The sequence below is a fragment of the Enterobacter sp. UPMP2052 genome (assembly GCF_053709675.1).
Genome location: NZ_JBSKJR010000001.1, coordinates 2,050,856 through 2,075,636 on the forward strand (window position 1 = coordinate 2,050,856; position 24,781 = coordinate 2,075,636).

The window sequence follows — 24,781 nt, forward strand, 5'->3', positions numbered from 1 at the left end:
TGAATTTAACGGTACAAAAACGATTAATAACCAATAATTGCCGATTATTCGGCCACGCTGTTCGCAACCTAACCAAACAGTCACATTCAGGACATTTTCGTTGAAAAAGGTGTTGACGCTGCAAGGGTCTATACGCATAATGCGCCCCGCAACGCCGATAAGGTAACGCGAAAAAAAGATGGCTACGTAGCTCAGTTGGTTAGAGCACATCACTCATAATGATGGGGTCACAGGTTCGAATCCCGTCGTAGCCACCATCTTTTTTTGCGGGAGTGGCGAAATTGGTAGACGCACCAGATTTAGGTTCTGGCGCCGCAAGGTGTGCGAGTTCAAGTCTCGCCTCCCGCACCATTTCCAGATAAGCGTTGCACGGATGGGGTATCGCCAAGCGGTAAGGCACCGGTTTTTGATACCGGCATTCCCTGGTTCGAATCCAGGTACCCCAGCCATATTTCTTCGATTTTGCGGTTCTCCGCGGTTATTGGGGTATCGCCAAGCGGTAAGGCACCGGTTTTTGATACCGGCATTCCCTGGTTCGAATCCAGGTACCCCAGCCATCGAAGATTGCAGTACTGGCTACGTAGCTCAGTTGGTTAGAGCACATCACTCATAATGATGGGGTCACAGGTTCGAATCCCGTCGTAGCCACCATATTAGTCATCTGTCGATTTATTCGGTAGACTAGAAAAAATTGTTGGGGTATCGCCAAGCGGTAAGGCTCTGGTTTCTGATACCAGCATTCCGAGGTTCGAATCCTCGTACCCCAGCCAATTTAAAAAGTCGTTAAGCAACATGTTTAACGCAATTGGGGTGTCGCCAAGCGGTAAGGCACTGGTTTCTGATACCAGCATTCCGGGGTTCGAATCCCTGCACCCCAGCCATTTAAAAACAAATAAGCCCGCTCTGCGGGCTTTTTTGTTTTTGTTGTCTGTACGGCCTGATGCCCTCTCCCACGGGGAGAGGGAAAAAAGATTACAGTCCCAGGGCATATTTCAGGGCCTGACGTTTCAGCCCACCGGCACGCTCCGCGGCCATCAATCCAATATTGCGCAAAATACGCACCGGTCCCAGCTCATTGCTGAAACCGGCATAGAACAGTTCCATCCCCGACTGCATGATAAAGTTATCCGCCATCCGTCGCATCTGGTAGCGCTTCAGTACCTGCAGACCCGACCAGGGTTCAGCATGCGCGCGGGCATTGCCCAGCACGTCCAGCAGGGCATCCACGTCGCGGTAGCCGAGATTCACACCCTGCCCCGCCAGCGGATGAATGGTGTGGGCCGCATCGCCCACCAGCGCCAGCCCTTCGAGGGCATACTGCAACGCATGGCGGCGCGTGAGCGGGAAGGCCCCCGCGGCAACCGGCGTCACGTTGCCCAGACGACTCGGGAAGTGTTGCTTGATTTCACGCTGCAACTGCTCCATCGAAAGCCCCTGAAGCTGGCGAATGCGCGCCGGTTTGTCGTACCACACCAGCGATGCCCAGTTATCGAACAGGGGCAAGAACGCATGGGGGCCATTCGGGGTAAAGTGCTGCCAGGTGCTCTCGCCGGGTGCATTCTCTGACTGAACGGTGATCAACATGCAGGACTGCGGGTATTGCCAGGCATGGATCCCGATCCCCGCCATCTGCCGGACCTGCGAATTCGCACCGTCTGCGCCGACCACCAGCTTCACGGCCAGCTCGTCATCATTATTCAGGGTCAGCACATAGCCGCTATCGTGGCGGCGTAGCGCCTTGAGAGAGGCGGGCAAACGCAGCGTCACATTAGGGTGCCCCTCCAGCGCCTGCCAGAGTGCCTGCTGGAGCACACTGTTTTCCACCATATACCCCAGGCGCGGCAGCTTCAGCTCGGCGGCGTCAAATGTCACATGGGCATTTTCCCACTCCCAGGTTTCCAGTCGGTTATACGGATGGGCGCGCATCGCCAGCACGGCATCCCACACGCCCAGCCCGCGAAGCAGGTCAACGGACGCGGCGCTGATGGCTGAAATGCGCACGTCCGGTTTGGCGGTCGGGTCAAATGCCGGAGGCGCAGCCTGCTCGATTACCGTTACCTCAAATCCCTGCTGCGCCAGCCCCAGCGCCAGCGCGGCGCCGACCATACCGCCGCCGACAACGGCAACTTCGGTTTGTTGGAGTGTCATGGTCAATTGTCCTTATTGGAGAATACCTTAAGTTTACCGGATTTTTGGGCGCGTGAGGGTGACAACCTTCATACTGGTCACAACCGCACCAAAGCATTACAATACGCGGCTTGCAATCCTGAGCTGAGCAAGTCGATGACTAAAAAACTCCATATAAAAACCTGGGGCTGTCAGATGAACGAATACGATTCATCGAAGATGGCCGATCTGCTGGATACCACCCACGGATACCAGCTGACTGAAAATCCGAAAGAAGCCGACGTGTTGCTGCTTAACACCTGTTCAATTCGTGAAAAAGCGCAGGAGAAAGTCTTTCACGTATTAGGCCGCTGGAAACTTCTCAAACGAAAAAATCCGGACCTGATCATCGGCGTCGGTGGCTGCGTAGCCTCGCAGGAAGGTAAGCTGATCCGCCAGAGAGCCCCTTATGTGGATATCGTCTTTGGCCCTCAGACCCTGCACCGCCTGCCAGAGATGATCAACCAGGTTCGCGGCAATCGTAGCCCGGTTGTCGACGTGAGCTTCCCGGAGATCGAGAAATTTGACCGTCTGCCAGAGCCGCGCGCGGATGGCCCGACCGCTTTCGTCTCTATCATGGAAGGTTGCAACAAATACTGTACTTACTGCGTGGTGCCTTATACGCGCGGTGAAGAGGTCAGCCGCCCGGCAGACGATATCTTATTTGAAATCGCGCAGCTTGCCGCCCAGGGTGTACGCGAAGTCAACCTGCTGGGCCAGAACGTTAACGCCTGGCGCGGTGAGAACTACGACGGCACCACCGGCAGCTTTGCTGAACTGCTGCGTCTGGTGGCCGCGATTGACGGCATCGACCGTATTCGCTTTACCACCAGCCATCCGATGGAATTTACCGATGACATCATTGATGTCTATCGCGATACGCCGGAGCTGGTGAGCTTCCTGCACCTGCCGATTCAGTGTGGCTCTGACCGCGTGCTGAACCTGATGGGCCGTCCGCATACGGTGCTGGAGTACAAATCCACCATCCGTAAGCTGCGCGAAGCGCGCCCGGATATTCAGATCAGCTCCGACTTTATTGTTGGCTTCCCTGGCGAAACGGCTGATGATTTCGAGCGCACCATGAAGCTCATCGGCGAAGTGAATTTTGACGTCAGCTACAGCTTCATCTTCTCCGCGCGTCCTGGCACGCCTGCAGCCGATATGGTTGACGATGTGCCGGAAGAAGAGAAAAAACAGCGTCTGTACATTCTGCAGGAGCGTATCAACCAGCAGGCCAACGCCTGGAGCCGTCGTATGCTCGGCACCGTTCAGCGTATTCTGGTGGAAGGCACCTCGCGCAAGAGCATCATGGAGCTGTCCGGTCGTACCGAAAATAACCGCGTGGTGAACTTTGAAGGCACGCCGGACATGATCGGTAAATTTGTGGATGTCGAAATTGTCGACGTGCTGACAAACTCCCTGCGTGCGAAGGTGGTGCGTACCGAGGACGAAATGGGTCTGCGCATTGCCGAGACGCCTGAGTCTGTTATCTCGCGTACCCGCAAAGTAAACGATTCTGGCGTGGGCATTTACCAGCCCTAATCCTTCTGGCCTGCCTTTCCGGCAGGCCTTGTAATTCCTTTCTTCACCCCCAATATGCATAGCAATGCTTGCGCCTTCATTCTATGGCGTGAATAATTTCATTAATGACGGTTTTATGATGCCCCTCGGTGATGAGCTAACGGGCCTTCTGAACAATCAAAGAGGAACGGTTTGAATATAGACACGCGTGAAATTAGCCTTGAGCCCGCAGACAACGCTCGCCTGCTGAGCCTGTGCGGGCCGTTTGATGACAACATCAAACAACTGGAGCGACGTCTGGGTATCGAAATCAATCGTCGCGATAATCATTTCAAACTCACCGGCCGCCCCATCTGCGTTAACGCGGCGGCGGATATTCTGCGTAGTCTGTATGTTGATACCGCCCCGATGCGCGGCGAAACGCAGGATATCGAACCGGAACAGATCCACCTCGCCATCAAAGAGGCGCGCGTGCTTGAACAAAGCGCGGAAAGCGTGCCGGACTACGGCAAGGCGATCAACATCAAGACCAAGCGCGGCGTCATCAAACCACGCACGCCGAACCAGGCGCAGTACATCGCCAATATCCTCGACCATGATATTACTTTCGGCGTCGGCCCGGCGGGTACGGGTAAAACCTATCTTGCCGTCGCCGCGGCGGTGGATGCCCTGGAGCGCCAGGACGTTCGCCGCATTCTGCTGACGCGCCCTGCCGTGGAAGCGGGTGAAAAGCTGGGCTTCCTGCCGGGCGATTTGAGCCAGAAGGTTGACCCGTATCTGCGCCCGCTGTACGACGCGCTGTTCGAAATGCTGGGCTTTGAGAAAGTCGAAAAGCTCATTGAGCGCAACGTGATTGAAGTGGCGCCCCTGGCCTACATGCGTGGCCGTACGCTCAACGATGCGTTCATCATTCTTGATGAAAGCCAGAACACCACCATCGAACAGATGAAGATGTTCCTGACGCGTATCGGCTTCAACTCAAAAGCGGTGATTACCGGTGACGTCACGCAGATTGACCTGCCGCGCAGCACCAAATCTGGCCTGCGCCACGCAATTGAAGTGCTGGCAGAGGTCGATGAAATCAGCTTTAACTTCTTCCACAGTGAAGATGTTGTGCGCCACCCTGTCGTGGCACGCATTGTAAACGCTTATGAGGCCTGGGAAGAGGCCGATCAGAAGCGCAGGGCCGAACTGGCCGCAGAACGTAAGCGCGACGCGCAGGAGCAAGAACATAAATGAGTCAGGTGATCCTCGATTTACAGCTGGCCTGTGAAAATAATTCCGGCATGCCAGATGAGGCACAGTTTCAGACGTGGCTGGACGCCGTTATCCCCCAGTTTCAGGAGGAATCAGAAGTCACGATTCGCCTGGTGGACGAAGCGGAAAGCCACGAACTTAACCTGACCTACCGTGGGAAAGATAAGCCGACCAACGTACTCTCTTTCCCGTTTGAAGCGCCACCGGGCATGGAAATGCCGCTGCTGGGCGATCTGATCATCTGCCGTCAGGTGGTTGAGCAGGAAGCGAAAGAGCAGCAGAAGTCGCTCGACGCCCACTGGGCGCATATGGTGGTGCACGGCAGCCTGCATCTGCTGGGCTACGACCACATCGACGATGACGAAGCGGAAGAGATGGAGTCCCTCGAGACAGAGATAATGCTTGCTCTGGGCTATGAGGATCCGTACATTGCCGAGAAAGAATAGTCAGTCCATTGACCGACTCACATGCTGCCGCGCAGGGATATAGCGCGGCGGTAAACGTTGAACTAACAAGAGAACCCTTAACAAACGCCATGAGCGACGACAATTCACACAGTAGCGACAACACCAACACTAAAAAGGGATTTTTCTCCCTCATCCTGAGCCAGCTTTTCCACGGTGAACCAAAAAACCGTGATGAACTGCTGGAGCTGATCCGTGATTCCGGGCAAAACGACCTTATCGACGACGATACGCGCGAAATGCTCGAAGGCGTCATGGACATTGCCGACCAGCGCGTCCGCGATATCATGATCCCCCGCTCGCAGATGATCACCCTGAAACGCAACCAGACGCTGGACGAGTGCCTCGATGTGATCATCGAATCTGCCCACTCGCGTTTCCCGGTCATCAGCGAAGATAAAGATCACATCGAAGGGATCCTGATGGCGAAAGATCTGCTGCCGTTTATGCGCAGCGATGCCGAAGCCTTCAGCATGGAAAAAGTGTTACGCCAGGCCGTGGTTGTGCCGGAAAGTAAACGTGTGGATCGGATGCTGAAAGAGTTTCGCTCTCAGCGTTACCACATGGCGATTGTGATTGATGAGTTTGGCGGCGTGTCCGGTCTGGTCACGATCGAAGATATTCTTGAGCTTATCGTGGGCGAAATCGAAGACGAGTATGACGAAGAAGAAGATATCGACTTCCGTCAGCTCAGCCGCCACACCTGGACGGTGCGCGCGCTGGCCTCGATTGAGGACTTCAACGACGCATTCGGCACGCACTTCAGCGATGAAGAGGTGGACACCATAGGCGGGCTGGTGATGCAGGCCTTTGGTCATCTTCCGGCGCGCGGCGAGACCGTTGACATCGACGGTTACCAATTCAAAGTCGCCATGGCCGACAGCCGACGTATTATTCAGGTTCACGTCAGAACGCCGGACGACTCACCGGTGCCAAAACTGGAAGATTAATGTAAATGGCATTTGCCCCATTGCTTGAACGCCAGCGCGTCCGTTTGCTGCTGGCGCTGTTGCTCGGAGCCAGCGGTACGCTGGCTTTTTCTCCTTACGACATCTGGCCTGCTGCCCTCCTCTCCCTGATGGGATTACAGGGGTTAACCCTGAATCGCCGCCCGGTGCAGGCCGCTGCTATCGGCTATTTCTGGGGACTTGGGCTGTTCGGTTCCGGCATTAACTGGGTGTATGTCAGCATCGCTCAGTTTGGCGGAATGCCGGGCCCGGTAAACGTCTTCCTGGTGGTCCTGCTCGCCGCCTACCTTTCGCTGTATACCGGCCTGTTTGCCGGCATTCTCTCTCGCCTGTGGCCGAAAACGAGCTGGCTGCGCGTTGCCATCGCCGCACCGGTTGTCTGGCAAATTACCGAGTTCTTGCGCGGTTGGGTGCTGACTGGCTTCCCGTGGCTGCAGTTCGGCTATAGCCAGATCGACGGCCCGCTAAAAGGGCTGGCACCGGTAATGGGCGTTGAGGCGATAAACTTCCTGCTGATGGTGGTAAGCGGCCTGCTGGTGCTGGCGCTGGTAACCCGCAACTGGAAAGCGCTGGTCGCCGCCTTCGTACTGTTCGCCCTGCCTTTCCCGCTGCGCTATATCCAGTGGTATAACCTCGTGCCCGAGCGCGCGACGCAGGTTTCTCTGGTGCAGGGGGATATCCCGCAGTCGATGAAGTGGGATGAGAATCAGCTGATCAACACCCTGAAAATTTACGCCGGTGCTACCGAAAAGGTGATGGGTAAATCTCAGCTGATTATCTGGCCGGAATCCGCGATTCCCGATCTGGAAATCAACCAGCAGCCGTTCCTGAAGATGATGGACGCCCTGCTGCGCGCACATGGCAGTACGCTGATCACCGGGATTGTAGACGCGCGTCTGAACACGCAAAACCGTTATGACACCTACAACACCATCATCACGCTTGGCAAAGACAGCGAGTACAGCTACACCTCGACCGATCGCTACAACAAGAACCACCTTGTGCCGTTTGGCGAATTTGTTCCGCTGGAGTCAATTCTGCGCCCGCTGGCACCGTTCTTCGATCTGCCGATGTCTTCGTTCAGCCGCGGTCCGTACGTTCAGCCGCAGCTGCACGCGCACGGTTTTGCTCTCACGGCGGCCATTTGCTATGAGATCATCCTCGGCGAGCAGGTACGCGATAACTTCCGCCCGGATACCGACTATCTGCTGACCATCTCGAATGATGCGTGGTTTGGTAAGTCGATTGGCCCGTGGCAGCACTTCCAGATGGCGCGTATGCGTTCCCTGGAGCTGGCGCGTCCGCTGCTGCGCAGCACCAACAACGGCATTACCGCCGTGATTGGTCCGCAGGGGGACATTCAGGCCATGATCCCGCAGTTTACCCGCGACGTGCTGACCACTACCGTGACGCCAGCCACCGGCCTGACGCCATACGCCCGCACCGGCAACTGGCCGCTGTGGATCCTGACCGCGCTGTTTGGTTTTGGCGCCGTGCTGATGGGCCTTCGTCAGCGTCGTCGATAATCTCAATTCTTCCTGCCGGGTGGCGCTGACGCTTACCCGGCCTACTTTCTCCATTTCGCTTCTGAAGGCGTAGCCGCCACCCGACAATCCCCTCACTACTCCAATTCTGGCACGTCTATTGCTTTTATTTCTCCACGCAAACGCAATCTGGCTTAACGTGCACCTGACCGCACCAGCACTGAGCGTCCCTGGCACCGAAACGGTGCAATGAGAGATTTTTGCCTCTGAATGGTGCGGCGCGCTTCGCAAAAATAAACAATAACGCAGCAAAATCTTTACATTAAGCCAAACTAAATGTTAACAAGCTTGCATAACACTGCACTCGCGTTGCGCGAGATATAACAACATCACAATGGGTATCAATGCGTCACTGGCGCTGATAAGAAAGGAGTTGGGTATGCAATTACGTAAACTGGCCACAGCAATGCTGGTTATGGGAATGTCCGCAGGCGTCGTTCACGCTGAAGACGCGCCGGCTGCCGGAAGCACCCTCGCCAAGATTGCCAAAAACGGCGTGATCGTGGTCGGCCACCGTGAATCTTCCGTCCCGTTCTCTTACTACGATAACACGCAAAAAGTCGTGGGCTATTCACAGGACTACTCCAACGCCATCGTTGAAGCTGTGAAGAAAAAGCTGAACAAACCAGACCTGCAGGTGAAGCTGATTCCAATCACCTCGCAGAACCGTATCCCACTGCTGCAAAACGGCACCTTTGATTTTGAATGCGGCTCCACCACCAACAACCTGGAACGCCAGAAACAGGCCGCCTTCTCCGATACCATCTTCGTCGTGGGCACTCGTCTGCTGACCAAGAAAGGCGGCGACATTAAAGATTTCGCGGATCTGAAAGGTAAAGCGGTTGTCGTGACCTCCGGTACCACTTCAGAAGTGCTGCTCCACAAGCTGAATGACGACAAGAAAATGGATATGCGCATCATCAGCGCGAAAGACCACGGCGACTCCTTCCGTACGCTGGAAAGCGGTCGTGCCGTCGCGTTTATGATGGATGACGCTCTGCTGGCGGGTGAACGTGCGAAGGCGAAGAAACCAGACAACTGGGAGATCGTCGGTACCGCGCAGTCTAAAGAAGCCTACGGCTGTATGCTGCGTAAAGACGATGCGGACTTCAAAAAGCTGATCGATGACACCATCGCGCAGGCGCAGACCTCCGGCGAAGCGGCAAAATGGTTCGACAAGTGGTTCAAGAATCCGATCCCACCGAAAAACCTGAACATGAACTTTGAACTGTCTGACGACATGAAAGCGCTGTTCAAATCACCAAACGACAAAGCTCTTAACTAATTAGAAATACAGGGGCGGGATCTCCTGCCCTCTCGATTGTCGGGAAGCATGGACAGACTCTACGCTGAGTGGCTCGTTCCCCACTCAGCGCGAAAAATGAGCTTCTCACCAATCTTCGAGGGTAGCGCTGCTACCCTTTTTTTTCTGGAGTTTATTATGTCAATTGACTGGAACTGGGGCATCTTTCTACAGCAAGCCCCGTTCGGCAACACCACCTACCTTGGCTGGCTGTGGAGCGGCTTTCAGGTCACCGTGGCGCTATCGATAACGGCGTGGATCATTGCGTTTCTTATCGGTTCGCTGTTCGGTATTCTGCGCACCGTCCCCAACCGTTTCCTCTCTTCTCTTGGCACGCTCTATGTGGAACTATTCCGTAACGTTCCGCTGATTGTGCAGTTCTTTACCTGGTATCTGGTTATCCCGGAACTGCTGCCGGAAAACATCGGCATGTGGTTCAAGGCAGAGCTGGATCCGAACGTGCAGTTCTTCGTCTCCTCGATGCTGTGTTTGGGCCTGTTTACCGCTGCGCGCGTGTGCGAGCAGGTGCGTGCCGCCATTCAGTCGCTGCCACGCGGGCAAAAGAATGCGGCCCTGGCAATGGGGCTGACCCTGCCGCAGGCCTACCGCTACGTGTTGCTGCCTAACGCCTATCGCGTCATCGTGCCGCCGATGACCTCAGAGATGATGAACCTGGTGAAAAACTCGGCCATCGCCTCGACCATCGGCCTGGTGGATATGGCCGCGCAGGCGGGCAAGCTGCTGGATTATTCCGCCCATGCGTGGGAATCCTTTACGGCCATTACGCTCGCCTATGTTCTGATAAACGCTTTCATCATGCTGGTGATGAACCTGGTTGAACGCAAAACTCGCCTGCCGGGCAATCTGGGGGGTAAATAATGTACGAGTTTGACTGGAGTTCTATCGTTCCTTCCCTGCCTTACCTGCTTGATGGCCTGGCGATCACGTTAAAGATCACCGTGATTGCCATTATCGTCGGGATTGTCTGGGGCACCCTGCTGGCAGTGATGCGCCTGTCGAGCTTTAAGCCACTCGCCTGGTTTGCAACGGCCTACGTTAACGTCTTCCGCTCTATCCCGCTGGTGATGGTGCTGCTGTGGTTTTACCTGATCGTTCCCGGTTTTCTGCAAAACGTACTGGGGCTGTCGCCAAAAACCGATATCCGGCTGATCTCCGCCATGGTGGCGTTCTCCATGTTCGAGGCCGCGTACTACTCCGAGATTATTCGCGCCGGTATTCAGAGCATCTCCCGCGGGCAATCCAGCGCGGCGCTGGCGCTGGGCATGACGCACTGGCAGTCCATGAAGCTGATTATTCTGCCGCAGGCGTTTCGCGCCATGGTTCCGCTCCTGCTGACGCAGGGCATCGTCCTGTTCCAGGATACGTCGCTGGTCTACGTTCTGAGCCTGGCGGACTTCTTCCGTACCGCATCCACTATCGGCGAACGTGACGGTACGCAGGTTGAGATGGTCCTCTTCGCGGGCGGGGTCTATTTTGTGATTAGTTTAAGCGCGTCGCTGTTGGTCAGCTGGCTGAAGAAAAGGACGGTATAATGATTTCCCTGAAAAATGTTTCTAAATGGTATGGGCACTTTCAGGTGCTGACCGACTGCTCCACCGAAGTGAAAAAAGGCGATGTGGTGGTCGTGTGCGGGCCGTCCGGGTCCGGTAAATCGACGCTTATTAAAACCGTCAACGGCCTTGAGCCGGTGCAGCAGGGTGAAATTGTGGTCAACGGCACGAAGGTCAATGACAAGAAAACGAACCTTGCTCAGCTGCGTTCTCACGTCGGCATGGTGTTCCAGCATTTTGAGCTGTTCCCGCATCTCTCGATTATTGAGAACCTGACCCTGGCGCAGGTGAAAGTGCTTAAGCGTGATAAAAAAGCGGCGCGTGAGAAAGGGCTGAAGTTACTGGAACGCGTCGGGTTGACGGCCCATGCCGATAAATTCCCGGCACAGCTGTCCGGCGGACAGCAGCAGCGCGTGGCTATCGCCCGTGCATTGTGCATGGACCCGGTGGCGATGCTGTTCGATGAACCGACTTCCGCGCTCGATCCGGAGATGATCAACGAAGTGCTGGACGTGATGGTCGAACTGGCGCACGAAGGGATGACCATGATGGTTGTTACCCATGAAATGGGCTTCGCCCGCAAAGTGGCTAACCGCGTGATCTTCATGGACGAAGGCAAAATCGTGGAAGACTCCCCGAAAGAGGCATTCTTCGCTGATCCGAAATCCGAACGCGCAAAAGACTTCCTCGCCAAAATCCTGCATTAATTTTCCGGAGCGCAATCTGCGGATTGCGCTCCGCTTCACGCTTTGCCTCTCTTCTTCTCGTCGGCGCGACAGTGCAGCGTTAACCTTGTCACACAATAACGCCAGTAATGGAGAACCCTATGGCACAGCCCATTATTCTCGATTGCGATCCGGGTCATGATGACGCGATCGCCCTCGTCCTTGCCCTCGCCTCCCCCGAGCTTGACGTCAAAGCCGTCACCTCGTCTGCGGGGAACCAGACGCCAGAGAAAACCCTGCGCAACGTCCTGCGGATGCTGACGCTGTTAAAGCGCACCGATATCCCGGTCGCTGGCGGCGCGCTAAAACCGCTGATGCGCGAACTGATCATTGCCGACAACGTTCACGGCGAAAGCGGGCTGGACGGCCCGGCATTACCAGAGCCAGCATTCGCGCCGCAACCCTGCACCGCCGTTGAGCTGATGGCGAAGGTACTGCGTGAAAGCGCAGAGCCCGTGACGCTGGTGGCAACCGGTCCGCAGACCAACGTCGCACTGCTGCTCAACAGCCACCCTGAGCTGCACCGCAACATTGCACAAATCGTAATCATGGGCGGCGCGATGGGGCTGGGAAACTGGACGCCTGCGGCCGAATTCAACATCTTTGTTGATCCGGAAGCTGCGGAGATTGTCTTCCAGTCTGGCCTGCCGATCGTCATGGCGGGGCTTGACGTGACTCACCGGGCGCAAACTATGGCCCAGGACATCGAACGGTTCCGTTCTGTGGGGAACCCGGTTGCGACGACGGTGGCGGAGCTGCTCGACTTCTTTATGGAGTATCACAAAGCCGAAAAATGGGGCTTTAGCGGCGCGCCGCTGCACGACCCTTGTACCATCGCCTGGCTGCTGAAGCCGGAGATGTTTACCACGGTGGACCGCTGGGTCGGCGTGGAGACGCAGGGGAAATACACGCAGGGGATGACGGTGGTGGACTACTATTCGCTGACGGGAAATGCGCCAAATACGACGGTGATGGTGGATATCGACCGGGAAGCGTTTGTGGATTTGCTGACAGAGAGACTGGCTTATTACAGGTAGGCCCGCGATTCTCCCTCTCCCACAGGGAGAGGGAATGTAACTTCGCTTTTACCTAGGGTTCAAAGGGCCGGCGCTGAAACTGATCGTGCCCGCATTTCGGGCACAGCGGCAGCACGTCGGGGGTATAGACCGCAATGTGATGATGGCACTTCTCGCAGACCAGATTGCCCAACCCCACCACTTCACCGCTGTGGTACACGCCGTGGTGGTTGAGATCCTGAAATACCTCGCGCCACTCCAGCTGGGTTTTATCGGTGATGTCCGCCAGTTCCTGCCACAGGCTCTCTTTGATCACCCGCATAAAGACGCTGTCGACCACCTCGTCCTGGCTCTCTTCGTAGCTGCGCGCAAACTCTTCCAGATCGCGGCGCACTGCGCGAGTCACCTCTTCAACTTCGGTTCGCGTTAGCTCACCCGTTTGCGTCACCTTTGCGCGCGCCTGTTCGACCAGCGCATCGATATCACGCTCGCCATTACGCAGCCGCTCCGTCAGTGTTGCCACCAGTTCGCGGTAAAATTGAGCAACCTTGTTCATCCTTTTGCCTCCCGGGTAAGTAACTAACTCTAATAATAGACCTTATTTCGCCGCCGCTTTGTCAGGCGCGCCACAGACCCGGTAAATTCCTGCAAAGTGCATTTGTGCGAAAGGCTGTTTTGACGCGGGCGTTTGGGCTATGCTATGCGGATCTGAATTACCACATCCATTGGCTACATTTGTAGCTGTATTGAAAACAGGACCACTGGCTGCCATGCAAGAGCAATACCGCCCGGAAGAGATAGAATCAAAAGTCCAGCAACACTGGGACGAGAAGCGTACCTTTGAAGTAACCGAAGACGAGAGCAAAGAGAAGTATTACTGCCTGTCGATGCTTCCCTATCCTTCTGGTCGACTACACATGGGCCACGTGCGTAACTACACCATTGGCGATGTGATTGCTCGCTACCAGCGAATGCTTGGCAAAAACGTTCTTCAGCCGATCGGCTGGGATGCGTTCGGCCTGCCTGCTGAGGGTGCGGCGGTTAAAAACAACACGGCACCTGCGCCGTGGACGTACGACAACATCGCGTACATGAAAAACCAGCTCAAAATGCTGGGCTTCGGCTACGACTGGAGCCGCGAGCTGGCGACCTGTACCCCGGAATACTACCGCTGGGAACAGAAATTCTTCACCGAGCTCTATAAAAAAGGGCTGGTCTACAAAAAAACCTCCGCCGTTAACTGGTGTCCGAACGACCAGACCGTTCTGGCGAACGAACAGGTTATCGACGGTTGCTGCTGGCGCTGCGATACCAAAGTTGAGCGTAAAGAGATCCCGCAGTGGTTTATCAAAATCACCGCCTACGCTGACGAGCTGCTGAACGATCTGGACAAGCTTGACCACTGGCCAGACACCGTTAAAACCATGCAGCGCAACTGGATTGGCCGTTCTGAAGGGGTAGAGATCACCTTCAACGTGGACAACTACGATCAGCCGCTGACCGTTTACACCACCCGTCCGGATACCTTCATGGGCGCGACCTACCTGGCCGTGGCCGCAGGTCACCCGCTGGCGCAGAAAGCGGCAGAAAACAATCCGGAACTGGCGACCTTCATCGACGAATGCCGCAACACCAAAGTGGCAGAAGCCGACATGGCGACGATGGAGAAGAAAGGCGTTGCGACCGGTTACTACGCTAAGCATCCGCTGACTGGCGATGCGATCCCGGTGTGGGCCGCAAACTTCGTGCTGATGGAGTACGGCACGGGTGCCGTGATGGCCGTTCCGGGTCACGATCAGCGCGACTACGAGTTTGCCACCAAATACGGTCTGGACATCAAGCCTGTTATCCTCGCGGCTGACGGTTCTGAACCGGACCTGTCCGAACATGCGCTGACCGAAAAAGGCACGCTGTTCAACTCCGGCGAGTTTAGCGGCCTGAGCTTCGAAGACGGTTTTAACGCCATTGCCGATAAACTGGCCTCTCTGGGCGTTGGCGAACGTAAAGTGAACTTCCGTCTGCGCGACTGGGGCGTTTCCCGTCAGCGTTACTGGGGTGCGCCAATCCCAATGGTGACGCTGGAAGATGGTACCGTGCTGCCCACCCCGGAAGATCAGCTGCCGGTGATCCTGCCAGAAGATGTGGTCATGGACGGCATCACCAGCCCGATCAAAGCCGATCCTGAGTGGGCAAAAACCACCGTTAACGGTCAGCCTGCGCTGCGTGAAACCGACACCTTCGACACCTTTATGGAGTCATCATGGTACTACGCGCGCTACACCTGCCCGCAGTATCAGGAAGGCATGCTGGACGCTGACGCGGCAAACTACTGGCTGCCGGTGGATATCTACATCGGTGGTATCGAGCACGCCATCATGCACCTGCTCTACTTCCGCTTCTTCCACAAGCTGATGCGCGACGCAGGCATGGTGAACTCTGATGAACCGGCGAAACAGCTGCTGTGTCAGGGTATGGTGCTGGCGGATGCGTTCTACTACGTGGGTGCTAACGGCGAGCGTAACTGGGTCTCTCCGGTTGATGCCATCGTTGAGCGCGACGAAAAAGGCCGTATCGTTAAGGCAAAAGACGCCGAAGGTCATGAGCTGGTTTATACCGGCATGAGCAAGATGTCCAAGTCGAAAAACAACGGTATTGACCCGCAGGTGATGGTTGAGCGTTACGGCGCGGATACCGTGCGTCTGTTCATGATGTTTGCCTCTCCGGCAGACATGACGCTTGAATGGCAGGAGTCCGGCGTTGAAGGGGCGAACCGCTTCCTGAAACGCGTCTGGAAACTGGTTTACGAGCACACCTCACAGGGCGATGTGCCGGCGCTGAACGTAGCGGCACTGACTGAAGATCAGCAGGCACTGCGTCGTGATGTTCATAAAACAATCGCGAAAGTGACCGATGATATTGGTCGTCGTCAGACCTTCAATACCGCAATTGCGGCTATTATGGAACTGATGAACAAGCTGGCAAAAGCCCCGCAGGAAGGCGAGCAGGATCGTGCCCTGATGCGTGAAGCGTTGCTGGCTGTGGTTCGCATGCTGAACCCGTTCACTCCGCACGTCAGCTTCACTCTGTGGCAGGAGCTGAAAGGCGAAGGTGATATCGATAACGCACCGTGGCCGGTAGCCGATGAATCAGCCATGGTGGAAAACACCACGCTGGTGGTTGTGCAGGTCAACGGCAAAGTGCGCGGTAAAATTACCGTGGCTGTCGATGCCACCGAAGAACAGGTTCGCGAGCGTGCCGGCCAGGAACCTCTGGTGGCGAAATATCTTGAGGGCGTTACCGTGCGTAAAGTGATCTACGTACCGGGCAAACTGCTCAATCTGGTCGTTGGCTAAGCGCGGGAGGAAACGTGCGACAACTGGCAACAATACTCTTATCCCTGGCGGTGCTGGTCACCGCAGGCTGTGGCTGGCATCTGCGCAACACTACGGCAGTGCCTGCTAACATGAAAACGATGATCTTTGATTCATCCGATCCGAATGGCCCACTCAGCCGGGCGATCCGCAACCAGCTGCGCCTGAATGGCGTTGAGATTATCGAAAAAGACACGCTGCGCCAGGATGTACCGTCATTCCGCGTCACCGGCTCGACGCTGAGTAAAGATACCGCCTCTATCTTCCAGGATGGGCGTACGGCGGAATATCAGATGGTCATGTCGGTTAACGCAGCCGTGCTGATCCCGGGTAAAGATATCTATCCGATCAGCACCAAGGTCTACCGTTCGTTCTTTGATAACCCGCAAACTGCACTGGCGAAAGATGCTGAGCAGGCGATTATCATCAACGAAATGTATGACAAGGCAGCCGAGCAGCTGATCCGTAAGCTGCCAAGCATTGCCGCGTCGACGAAACCGGGCTCAGACATCATCGACCAGCCGGAGGCAAACTCGCCGCCGGTGACTACCTCGATGGGTAACTGATGATCAGGTTGTATCCTGAACAACTCCGCGCGCAGCTCAATGAAGGGCTGCGCGCGGCGTATCTGTTACTGGGCAACGATCCGCTCTTACTTCAGGAAAGCCTTGATGCCGTTCGACACGTCGCGGCGGCTCAGGGTTTTGATGAACACCACACCTTCCAGCTTGATAACAGCACTGACTGGAACGCCCTCTTTTCAGTGTGTCAGGCGATGAGCCTGTTTGCGTCACGTCAGACCATCCAGCTTCTGCTGCCAGAAAACGGCCCAAATGCGGCCATCAATGAGCAACTCGCGACGCTGGTCAGCCTGCTGCACAGCGATTTATTGCTGATCGTGCGCGGCAATAAGCTCACCAAAGCGCAGGAGAACGCGGCATGGGTTACCCAGCTTGCAACAAACGCCGTGCTGGTCACCTGCCAGACGCCGGAACAGGCGCATCTGCCAAAATGGGTTGCCACGCGGGCAAAGCAGCATAACCTCCAGCTGGATGACGCCGCAAATCAGCTGCTGTGCTACTGCTATGAAGGCAACCTGCTGGCCCTGGCCCAGGCGCTGGATCGCCTCGCCCTGCTGTGGCCTGATGGCAAACTGACCCTGCCCCGCGTTGAACAAGCCGTTAACGATGCCGCCCACTTCACCCCCTACCACTGGGTTGATGCCCTGCTTGCGGCAAAGAGCAAGCGCGCCCTGCATATTTTGCAGCAGCTCAGGCTGGAAGGCAGTGAACCGGTCATCTTGCTGCGTACGCTTCAGCGTGAACTGTTACTGCTGATTACGCTCAAGCGCCAGTCCGCACACGCTCCCCTGCGATCGCTGTTTGATAAACACCGTGTCTGGCAGAATCGCCGGGCGATGACCACCGAAGCGGTACAGCGCCTGAGCCATGAGCAGCTGCGTCAGGCAGTGCAACTGTTGATGCGCGCCGAGCTGACGCTGAAGCAGGATTATGGGCAGTCGATATGGGCGGAGCTGGAAAGTCTCTCTCTGCTGCTTTGCCACAAGGCGCTCGCCGACGTTTTTATTGATGGATAATATGCATTCTCTTCAGGCGCTATATGGCGGCACCTTCGATCCGGTCCATTACGGGCATCTTAAGCCGGTAGAAATTCTGGCTAACCTGATTGGCCTGCAGCGCGTCATTATCATGCCCAACAATGTTCCACCGCATCGCCCGCAGCCTGAGGCAACCAGCGAACAGCGTAAAGCGATGCTCGCCCTGGCCATTGCCGATAAGCCGCTCTTTACCCTCGACGAGCGTGAACTGCAGCGCGACGCCCCCTCCTGGACATCGCAAACGCTGCAGGAGTGGCGCGATGAGCAAGGGCCGCACGCGCCGCTGGCATTTATTATCGGACAGGATTCCTTGCTGAATTTCCCGAGCTGGCATCAGTACGAAACCATCCTGAACAACAGCCATCTGATTGTAACCCGCCGTCCGGGCTACCCCCTGACCATGCGCGAAGAGCAGCATCAGCAGTGGCTGGATACCCACCTGACGAACAACGTTGAGGATCTGCATAACCTGCCTGCCGGGAAGATTTATCTGGCCGATACGCCATGGTTTGATATTTCGGCGACCCTCATCCGCGAGCGCCTGCAGCAGGGATTATCCTGCGACGAACTGATGCCCGCCGCCGTGCTGGACTATATTCATCAGCACGGGCTGTATCAGAAAAGTACAGACGCATAATGCTGGCACACGAAAACCGGGCTTATTGATTATCCTGCCTTGACAGGGTAAGCCATACTGTTATCCTCCGCTGCCAGACTTTCCCGCCAGTCATTGCTTTACAGAAATTGTTTTACAAAAATGGCGATGCAATCTCAGGCGGGGGGTGGGATGATACCCGCCTTCAAAAGCCCGGCCGGTGACATTTGTCCCGATACTGGCGTCAGTTCAGGTATACTGTCTGGCCACGAATTCACAGTTGTACAATCTCATTCACCCAGGGGGAAAACTTGCAGGGTAAAGCACTCCAGGATTTTGTTATCGACAAAATTGATGACCTGAAAGGTCAGGACATCATCGCTATCGACGTTAAGGGTAAATCCAGCATCACCGACTGCATGATCATCTGCACCGGCACGTCCACTCGCCATGTTGCTTCCATTGCCGACCATGTCGTTCAGGAATCACGCGCAGCAGGGCTTTATCCGCTTGGCGTTGAAGGTGAAGCGACCGCTGACTGGGTGGTTGTCGATCTCGGCGATGTGATTGTCCACGTCATGCAGGACGAGAGCCGTCGCCTGTATGAGCTGGAAAAACTCTGGGGTTAATGCGTGAAGTTGCAACTGGTCGCCGTCGGCACCAAAATGCCGGACTGGGTACAAACCGGTTTTACTGAGTATCTGCGCCGTTTCCCAAAAGATATGCCGTTCGAACTGGTGGAGATCCCGGCAGGAAAGCGCGGCAAGAACGCCGATATCAAACGTATTCTCGATAAAGAGGGAGAGCTGATGCTGGCTGCCGCAGGCAAAAACCGCATCGTGACCCTCGATATCCCGGGGAAACCCTGGGATACGCCGCAGCTGGCGCACGAACTGGAGCGCTGGAAGCAGGATGGACGTGACGTCAGTCTGTTGATTGGCGGCCCGGAAGGTCTCTCCCCTGCCTGCAAAGCGGCGGCAGAACAAAGTTGGTCTCTCTCCGCGCTGACGCTTCCCCACCCCCTCGTTCGGGTGCTGGTGGCCGAAAGCCTGTATCGCGCGTGGAGCATTACTACCAACCACCCCTATCACCGCGAGTAATGACTGACCAGGGTAGATTAAGCAGCGGATGAAACTACAGAATTCTTTTCGCGACTATACGGCTGAGTCCGCGCTGTTTGTGCGCCGGGCAGTGGTCGCCTTTTTGGGGATTTTGCTGCTGACCGGCGTGCTGATCGCCAACCTCTATAATCTGCAAATTGTCCGCTATACCGATTACCAGACGCGTTCAAACGAAAACCGCATCAAGCTTGTCCCTATTGCGCCAAGCCGCGGCATCATTTACGACCGTAACGGTACGCCGCTGGCGTTGAACCGCACCATCTATCAAATCGAGATGATGCCGGAGAAAGTCGACAATGTGCAGGACACGCTGAACGCACTGCGAAACGTGGTCGATCTCACCGACGATGACATCGCTGCCTTTAAAAAAGAGCGCGCCCGCTCGCACCGCTTCACCTCTATTCCGGTCAAAACGAACCTCACCGAAGTGCAGGTCGCCCGTTTTGCCGTGAACCAGTATCGCTTCCCCGGCGTTGAGGTAAAAGGCTATAAGCGTCGCTACTATCCTTATGGCTCTGCGCTGACGCATGTAATCGGCTATGTGTCCAAAATTAACGATAAAGACGTCGACCGCCTCGATAAAGACGGCAAGCTGGCTAACTACGCCGCGACGCATGATATCGGTAAGCTTGGGATAGAGCGCTATTACGAGGACGTTCTGCACGGCCAGACCGGTTATGAAGAGGTTGAGGTCAACAACCGTGGCCGCGTGATCCGCCAGCTGAAAGAGGTACCGCCCCAGGCGGGACACGACGTCTATCTGACGCTCGACCTCAAACTGCAGCAGTATATCGAAACCTTGCTGACCGGCAGCCGCGCCGCTGTCGTCGTCACCGACCCGCGAACCGGCGGGATCCTGGCAATGGTTTCCATGCCCAGCTACGACCCGAACCTTTTCGTGGATGGTATCTCCAGCAAAGATTATTCCGGCCTGTTGAATGACCCGAACACGCCGCTGGTTAACCGCGCTACGCAGGGCGTCTATCCTCCTGCATCCACGGTGAAACCTTATGTCGCCGTCTCTGCCCTGAGCGCGGGCGTGATCAACCGCAATACCAGCCTGTTCGACCCTGGCTGGTGGCAACTGCCGGGTTCTGAAAAACGCTACCGTGACTGGAAGAAGTGGGGACATGGTCATCTGAACGTCACCAAATCGCTGGAAGAATCTGCGGATACCTTCTTCTACCAGGTCGCCTATGACATGGGGATTGACCGCCTGTCCGAGTGGATGAGCAAGTTCGGCTATGGGCACTACACCGGCATTGACCTCTCCGAAGAGCGCTCGGGCAACATGCCAACCCGTGAATGGAAGCAGAAACGCTTTAAAAAACCCTGGTATCAGGGTGACACCATTCCGGTCGGTATCGGCCAGGGTTACTGGACGGCAACGCCGATACAGATGAATAAAGCGATGATGATCCTCATCAACGATGGCGTGGTGAAAGTTCCGCACCTGCTGCAAAGTACGGTTGAGGACGGTAAAAAAGTCCCGTGGATCCAGCCGCACGAACCGCCGGTGGGCGATATCCATTCCGGATTCTGGGAAATTGCCAAAGACGGCATGTACGGCGTAGCAAACCGGGCCAACGGTACCGCGCACAAATATTTCGCCGGAGCGCCTTATAAAGTCGCCGCGAAATCCGGTACGGCGCAGGTATTTGGCCTGAAAGCGAACGAGACCTACAACGCGCACCGTATTGCCGAACGCCTGCGTGACCACAAGCTGATGACGGCGTTTGCCCCTTACGATAACCCGCAGGTTGCGGTCGCGATGATCCTGGAAAACGGCGGTGCGGGTCCGGCAGTGGGGACAATCATGCGCCAGATCCTCGACCATATCATGCTGGGTGATAACAACACCGAACTGCCTGCTGAAAACCCGGCAGCCGCTGCGGCGGAGGACCAATAAATCATGACGGATAATCCGAACAAAAAATCGCTGTGGGATAAGATTCACATCGACCCCGCTATGCTGCTGATTCTCCTGGCGCTGCTGGTCTACAGCGCGCTGGTCATCTGGAGCGCCAGCGGCCAGGACATTGGCATGATGGAACGTAAAGTCGGCCAGATTGCGATGGGGCTGGTCATTATGGTGGTTATGGCGCAAATCCCGCCGCGTGTTTACGAAGGCTGGGCGCCCTACCTCTATATCTTCTGTATCGTGCTGTTGGTGGCCGTAGATGCCTTTGGGGCAATTTCCAAAGGGGCGCAGCGCTGGCTGGACCTCGGGATCGTCCGCTTCCAGCCTTCGGAAATCGCTAAAATCGCCGTTCCACTGATGGTGGCGCGCTTTATCAACCGCGACGTCTGCCCGCCTTCACTGAAAAATACCGCGATTGCGCTGGTGTTGATTTTCCTGCCTACGCTGCTGGTGGCGGCGCAGCCGGACCTCGGCACCTCCATCCTTATCGCGCTGTCCGGCCTGTTTGTGCTGTTCTTGTCTGGCCTGAGCTGGCGGTTAATTGGCATTGCCGTGGTGCTGGTGGCGGCCTTTATCCCGATCCTGTGGTTCTTCCTGATGCATGATTATCAGCGCCAGCGCGTGATGATGCTGCTTGATCCGGAAACCGATCCGCTGGGCGCGGGCTATCATATTATTCAGTCGAAGATCGCCATCGGTTCCGGCGGTCTGCGCGGTAAAGGCTGGCTTCACGGAACCCAGTCACAGCTGGAGTTCTTGCCGGAGCGCCATACTGACTTTATCTTTGCGGTCCTGGCCGAAGAGTTGGGACTGGTCGGCATCCTCATCCTGCTGGCGCTCTATGTGCTGCTGATCATGCGCGGGCTGTGGATTGCCGCACGGGCGCAAACCACCTTTGGCCGCGTCATGGCCGGTGGATTGATGCTGATTTTATTCGTTTATGTCTTCGTAAATATTGGTATGGTGAGTGGTATTCTGCCCGTTGTTGGCGTCCCGCTCCCGCTGGTCAGTTACGGGGGCTCGGCACTGATCGTGTTGATGGCCGGGTTTGGTATCGTCATGTCGATCCATACCCACAGAAAAATGTTGTCCAAAAGCGTATAAAAATAAGGGGATCGCAATGCGTAAGCAGTGGCTGGGGATCTGTATCGCCGCAAGTTTACTTGCAGCCTGTACGAGTGATGATGGTCAGCAACAGGCAACTGTCGCGCCGCCGCAGCCAGCGGTCTGTAATGGCCCGATAGTTGAGATCAGCGGTGCCGATCCTGTTTATGAACCGCTTAACGCCAGCGCGAATCAGGATTACCAGCGCGACGGTAAAAGCTACAAAATCGTTCAGGATCCGTCCCGCTTCAGCCAGGCGGGCTTAGCGGCCATCTATGACGCTGAACCAGGCAGTAACCTGACAGCGTCTGGTGAAACGTTCGATCCGATGCAAATTACCGCGGCGCATCCCACGCTGCCTATCCCGAGCTATGCCCGCGTCACCAACCTGGCCAATGGGCGCATGATTGTGGTGCGTATTAACGATCGGGGCCCGTACGGTAATGACCGGGTGATCTCCCTGTCGCGCGCGGCAGCTGACCGCCTGAACACCTCGAACAATACCAAAGTACGCATCGATCCTATCATTGTGGCGCAGGATGGAACGCTCTCCGGCCCGGGTACCGCCTGTACGACGGTCGCCAAACAGACCTACGCCCTTCCCCCGCGTCCTGACCTGAGCGGCGGTATGGGTGGCGCATCCACGCCAGCTGAACCTGCTCAGCCGCAGGGTGAAGTACGCGCTATCAGCAACGATACCTTACAGAGTGATGACAGCACGGGCGCCCCGGTTAAAAGCAGCGGTTTCCTTGGCGCACCAACGACCTTAGCGTCGGGCGTGCTGGAAGGCAGCGAGCCAACGCCAGCGCCTGTTGTCGCTGCGCCTGCGGTGACTGAACCTGTAGTGACTGCACCCGTCACTCAGCCCGCGCCTGTTACCGCACCGGGCACAGCGCAAAGCGCGCCGGTTGCTGCACCCGCAACTGCCAGCGGTGGCTTTGTGGTTCAGGTCGGTGCCGTAAGCGATCAGGCTCGCGCGAAGCAGTACCAGCAACGCCTGAGCCAGCAGTTCAGCGTGCCAGGCCGCGTTGAGCAAAACGGTGCGGTATGGCGCATTCAGATGGGCCCGTTTGCCAGCAAATCGCAGGCAGCGGCCCTGCAACAGCGTCTGCAAAGCGAAGCGCAGTTGCAGTCGTTCATCGTTGTTGCAAAATAATGATTCGGCGGTATCCGAAATGTCAATTTGTGTAAAACACATTCACAAACTCATGCTTAAAGTCGGATGCCTGCCTGTATAGCTTTTGCTATAGTAAGGCACTTTTTTTAATTCCATCACGGATGTCGTAGTTCTGACCATGAAGACCACTTTTTCTGCTCGTTTTGTGCAGCGCATGGCGCTGACCACGGCCCTTTGTGCAGCGGCTCTCTCCGCGGCGCATGCCGATGACCTGAACATCAAGACCATGATCCCTGGCGTTCCGCAGATCGACGCGGAATCCTACATCCTGATCGACTACAACTCTGGCAAGGTTCTGGCAGAACAGAACGCCGATGCCCGCCGCGATCCGGCGAGCCTGACCAAAATGATGACCAGCTACGTTATCGGTCAGGCAATGAAGGCAGGCAAGTTCAAAGAAACCGATCTGGTGACCATTGGTAACGATGCCTGGGCCACCGGTAACCCGGTCTTCAAAGGCTCATCGCTGATGTTCCTGAAACCCGGCATGCAGGTGCCTGTTTCTCAGCTGATCCGTGGTATCAACCTGCAGTCCGGAAACGACGCCTGCGTCGCCATGGCCGATTTTGCGGCGGGCAGCCAGGACGCTTTCGTGGGCCTGATGAACAGCTACGTAACTGCGCTGGGTCTCAAAAACAGCCACTTCCAGACCGTTCACGGCCTGGATGCTGAAGGCCAGTACAGCTCCGCGCGCGACATGGCGCTGATCGGCCAGGCGCTGATCCGCGATGTGCCGAACGAGTACACCATCTATAAAGAGAAAGAGTTCACCTTCAACGGTATTCGCCAGACCAACCGTAACGGCCTGCTGTGGGACAACAGCCTGAACGTTGACGGCATCAAAACGGGTCATACCGAAAAAGCCGGCTACAACCTGGTCGCTTCGGCTACCGAAGGCCAGATGCGCCTGATCTCAGCCGTGATGGGCGGACGTACCTTCAAGGGCCGTGAAACCGAAAGCAAAAAGCTGCTGACCTGGGGCTTCCGCTTCTTCGAAACGGTGAACCCGCTTAAAGCAGGCAAAGAGTTTGCTTCCGAGCCGGTCTGGTTCGGCGACAACGACCGTGCTTCTCTGGGCGTGGACAAAGATCTCTATCTGACCATTCCTCGCGGACGCATGAAAGATCTGAAAGCCAGCTACGTGCTGAACACCTCCGAACTGCACGCACCGCTGCAGAAAAACCAGGTTGTGGGGACTATCAACTTCCAGCTCGATGGTAAAACCATCGATCAGCGCCCGCTTGTGGTTCTGGATGAGATCCCGGAAGGCAACTTCTTCGGCAAAATCATTGATTACATTAAATTGATGTTCCATCACTGGTTCGGCTAAAAATTGAAC

General features: G+C 56.1%; 22 protein-coding genes and 7 tRNA genes. 27 read left to right on the forward strand and 2 right to left on the reverse strand.

Going from position 1 to position 24,781, the window contains the following annotated elements; translation table 11 throughout:
- Positions 1-180 precede the first annotated feature (180 nt).
- The 7 genes from ACWKX3_RS09495 (at position 181) to ACWKX3_RS09525 (ending at position 881) form a co-directional block, all read left to right on the forward strand.
- Positions 181-257, forward strand: a tRNA-Met gene (locus ACWKX3_RS09495).
- A 9-nt stretch (positions 258-266) separates the two neighbouring features.
- Positions 267-351 (forward strand) — tRNA-Leu (locus ACWKX3_RS09500).
- A 23-nt stretch (positions 352-374) separates the two neighbouring features.
- Positions 375-449 (forward strand) — tRNA-Gln (locus ACWKX3_RS09505).
- A 33-nt stretch (positions 450-482) separates the two neighbouring features.
- Positions 483-557, forward strand: a tRNA-Gln gene (locus ACWKX3_RS09510).
- A gap of 17 nt (positions 558-574) precedes the next feature.
- A tRNA-Met gene (locus ACWKX3_RS09515) sits at positions 575-651 on the forward strand.
- Positions 652-695: 44 nt separating this feature from the next.
- Positions 696-770 (forward strand) — tRNA-Gln (locus ACWKX3_RS09520).
- A 36-nt stretch (positions 771-806) separates the two neighbouring features.
- A tRNA-Gln gene (locus ACWKX3_RS09525) sits at positions 807-881 on the forward strand.
- A 91-nt stretch (positions 882-972) separates the two neighbouring features.
- Here the strand turns inward: ACWKX3_RS09525 and ubiF are convergent.
- Positions 973-2,148: a 3-demethoxyubiquinol 3-hydroxylase gene (gene ubiF / locus ACWKX3_RS09530; protein WP_454541638.1), complete on the reverse strand. Its 1,176-nt coding sequence runs from the start codon at positions 2,146-2,148 to the stop codon at positions 973-975.
- Between the two features lie 135 nt (positions 2,149-2,283).
- On the opposite strand from ubiF, the gene miaB reads away from it, so the two are divergent.
- From miaB to rihA, 10 genes are all read left to right on the forward strand, one after another.
- Entirely contained in the window at positions 2,284-3,708 is a 1,425-nt protein-coding gene (gene miaB, locus ACWKX3_RS09535; protein ID WP_006177158.1) for a tRNA (N6-isopentenyl adenosine(37)-C2)-methylthiotransferase MiaB, read from the forward strand.
- 171 nt (positions 3,709-3,879) lie between these two features.
- Positions 3,880-4,926, forward strand: coding sequence for a PhoH family protein (locus ACWKX3_RS09540; protein WP_058610666.1), 1,047 nt, complete (start codon positions 3,880-3,882; stop codon positions 4,924-4,926).
- A complete protein-coding gene (gene ybeY / locus ACWKX3_RS09545; RefSeq protein WP_454541639.1) occupies positions 4,923-5,390 on the forward strand; it encodes an rRNA maturation RNase YbeY in 468 nt (155 codons plus the stop codon). The genes ACWKX3_RS09540 and ybeY overlap by 4 nt, the downstream gene beginning before the upstream one ends.
- 89 nt (positions 5,391-5,479) lie before the next feature.
- Entirely contained in the window at positions 5,480-6,358 is an 879-nt protein-coding gene (gene corC, locus ACWKX3_RS09550) for a CNNM family magnesium/cobalt transport protein CorC (RefSeq protein ID WP_006177155.1), read from the forward strand.
- Positions 6,359-6,363: 5 nt separating this feature from the next.
- The gene (gene lnt, locus ACWKX3_RS09555; RefSeq protein WP_454541640.1) at positions 6,364-7,902 is read left to right on the forward strand and encodes an apolipoprotein N-acyltransferase; all 1,539 of its coding nucleotides are present in this window, start codon (positions 6,364-6,366) and stop codon (positions 7,900-7,902) included.
- Positions 7,903-8,299: 397 nt separating this feature from the next.
- A complete protein-coding gene (locus ACWKX3_RS09560) occupies positions 8,300-9,205 on the forward strand; it encodes an amino acid ABC transporter substrate-binding protein (protein ID WP_042320989.1) in 906 nt (301 codons plus the stop codon).
- A gap of 156 nt (positions 9,206-9,361) precedes the next feature.
- Positions 9,362-10,102 (forward strand): glutamate/aspartate ABC transporter permease GltJ, encoded by a 741-nt coding sequence (gene gltJ, locus ACWKX3_RS09565; RefSeq protein WP_058610663.1) that lies wholly within the window; start codon positions 9,362-9,364, stop codon positions 10,100-10,102.
- Positions 10,102-10,776: a glutamate/aspartate ABC transporter permease GltK gene (gene gltK, locus ACWKX3_RS09570; RefSeq protein ID WP_006177150.1), complete on the forward strand. Its 675-nt coding sequence runs from the start codon at positions 10,102-10,104 to the stop codon at positions 10,774-10,776. Before gltJ ends, gltK begins: the two co-directional genes overlap by 1 nt.
- Positions 10,776-11,501 (forward strand): amino acid ABC transporter ATP-binding protein, encoded by a 726-nt coding sequence (locus tag ACWKX3_RS09575; RefSeq protein WP_006177149.1) that lies wholly within the window; start codon positions 10,776-10,778, stop codon positions 11,499-11,501. The genes gltK and ACWKX3_RS09575 overlap by 1 nt, the downstream gene beginning before the upstream one ends.
- A 119-nt stretch (positions 11,502-11,620) precedes the next feature.
- A complete protein-coding gene (rihA, locus tag ACWKX3_RS09580) occupies positions 11,621-12,556 on the forward strand; it encodes a pyrimidine-specific ribonucleoside hydrolase RihA (RefSeq protein WP_454541641.1) in 936 nt (311 codons plus the stop codon).
- A 52-nt stretch (positions 12,557-12,608) separates the two neighbouring features.
- Here rihA and ACWKX3_RS09585 read toward each other — a convergent pair whose 3' ends face one another.
- Positions 12,609-13,091 (reverse strand): zinc ribbon-containing protein, encoded by a 483-nt coding sequence (locus ACWKX3_RS09585; RefSeq protein ID WP_006177147.1) that lies wholly within the window; start codon positions 13,089-13,091, stop codon positions 12,609-12,611.
- Between the two features lie 214 nt (positions 13,092-13,305).
- Between ACWKX3_RS09585 and leuS the strand changes: the two genes are divergently transcribed.
- The 10 genes from leuS to dacA all read left to right on the forward strand — a co-directional run bounded on the left by leuS (position 13,306) and on the right by dacA (position 24,772).
- Positions 13,306-15,888: a leucine--tRNA ligase gene (gene leuS, locus ACWKX3_RS09590; protein ID WP_400443068.1), complete on the forward strand. Its 2,583-nt coding sequence runs from the start codon at positions 13,306-13,308 to the stop codon at positions 15,886-15,888.
- A 14-nt stretch (positions 15,889-15,902) separates the two neighbouring features.
- Positions 15,903-16,472 (forward strand): LPS assembly lipoprotein LptE, encoded by a 570-nt coding sequence (lptE, locus tag ACWKX3_RS09595; protein ID WP_058610659.1) that lies wholly within the window; start codon positions 15,903-15,905, stop codon positions 16,470-16,472.
- A complete protein-coding gene (holA, locus tag ACWKX3_RS09600; RefSeq protein WP_454541642.1) occupies positions 16,472-17,503 on the forward strand; it encodes a DNA polymerase III subunit delta in 1,032 nt (343 codons plus the stop codon). Before lptE ends, holA begins: the two co-directional genes overlap by 1 nt.
- On the forward strand, positions 17,496-18,161 hold the full coding sequence (gene nadD / locus ACWKX3_RS09605) for a nicotinate-nucleotide adenylyltransferase (protein ID WP_137849072.1): 666 nt from the start codon (positions 17,496-17,498) through the stop codon (positions 18,159-18,161). Before holA ends, nadD begins: the two co-directional genes overlap by 8 nt.
- Before the next feature lie 269 nt (positions 18,162-18,430).
- Complete coding sequence (gene rsfS, locus ACWKX3_RS09610; protein ID WP_006177142.1) at positions 18,431-18,748, forward strand: ribosome silencing factor; 318 nt, start codon at positions 18,431-18,433, stop codon at positions 18,746-18,748.
- A 3-nt stretch (positions 18,749-18,751) separates the two neighbouring features.
- Positions 18,752-19,219 carry a 23S rRNA (pseudouridine(1915)-N(3))-methyltransferase RlmH gene (gene rlmH / locus ACWKX3_RS09615; protein WP_003858701.1) on the forward strand — a complete coding sequence of 156 codons (468 nt, stop codon included), beginning with the start codon at positions 18,752-18,754 and terminating at the stop codon, positions 19,217-19,219.
- Between the two features lie 28 nt (positions 19,220-19,247).
- A complete protein-coding gene (mrdA, locus tag ACWKX3_RS09620) occupies positions 19,248-21,149 on the forward strand; it encodes a peptidoglycan DD-transpeptidase MrdA (RefSeq protein WP_006177140.1) in 1,902 nt (633 codons plus the stop codon).
- Positions 21,150-21,152: 3 nt separating this feature from the next.
- Positions 21,153-22,265: a peptidoglycan glycosyltransferase MrdB gene (mrdB, locus tag ACWKX3_RS09625; protein ID WP_006177138.1), complete on the forward strand. Its 1,113-nt coding sequence runs from the start codon at positions 21,153-21,155 to the stop codon at positions 22,263-22,265.
- 16 nt (positions 22,266-22,281) lie between these two features.
- Complete coding sequence (gene rlpA, locus ACWKX3_RS09630) at positions 22,282-23,421, forward strand: endolytic peptidoglycan transglycosylase RlpA (protein ID WP_137271775.1); 1,140 nt, start codon at positions 22,282-22,284, stop codon at positions 23,419-23,421.
- 139 nt (positions 23,422-23,560) lie between these two features.
- Positions 23,561-24,772 (forward strand): D-alanyl-D-alanine carboxypeptidase DacA, encoded by a 1,212-nt coding sequence (dacA, locus tag ACWKX3_RS09635; RefSeq protein WP_006177136.1) that lies wholly within the window; start codon positions 23,561-23,563, stop codon positions 24,770-24,772.
- Positions 24,773-24,781 lie beyond the last annotated feature (9 nt).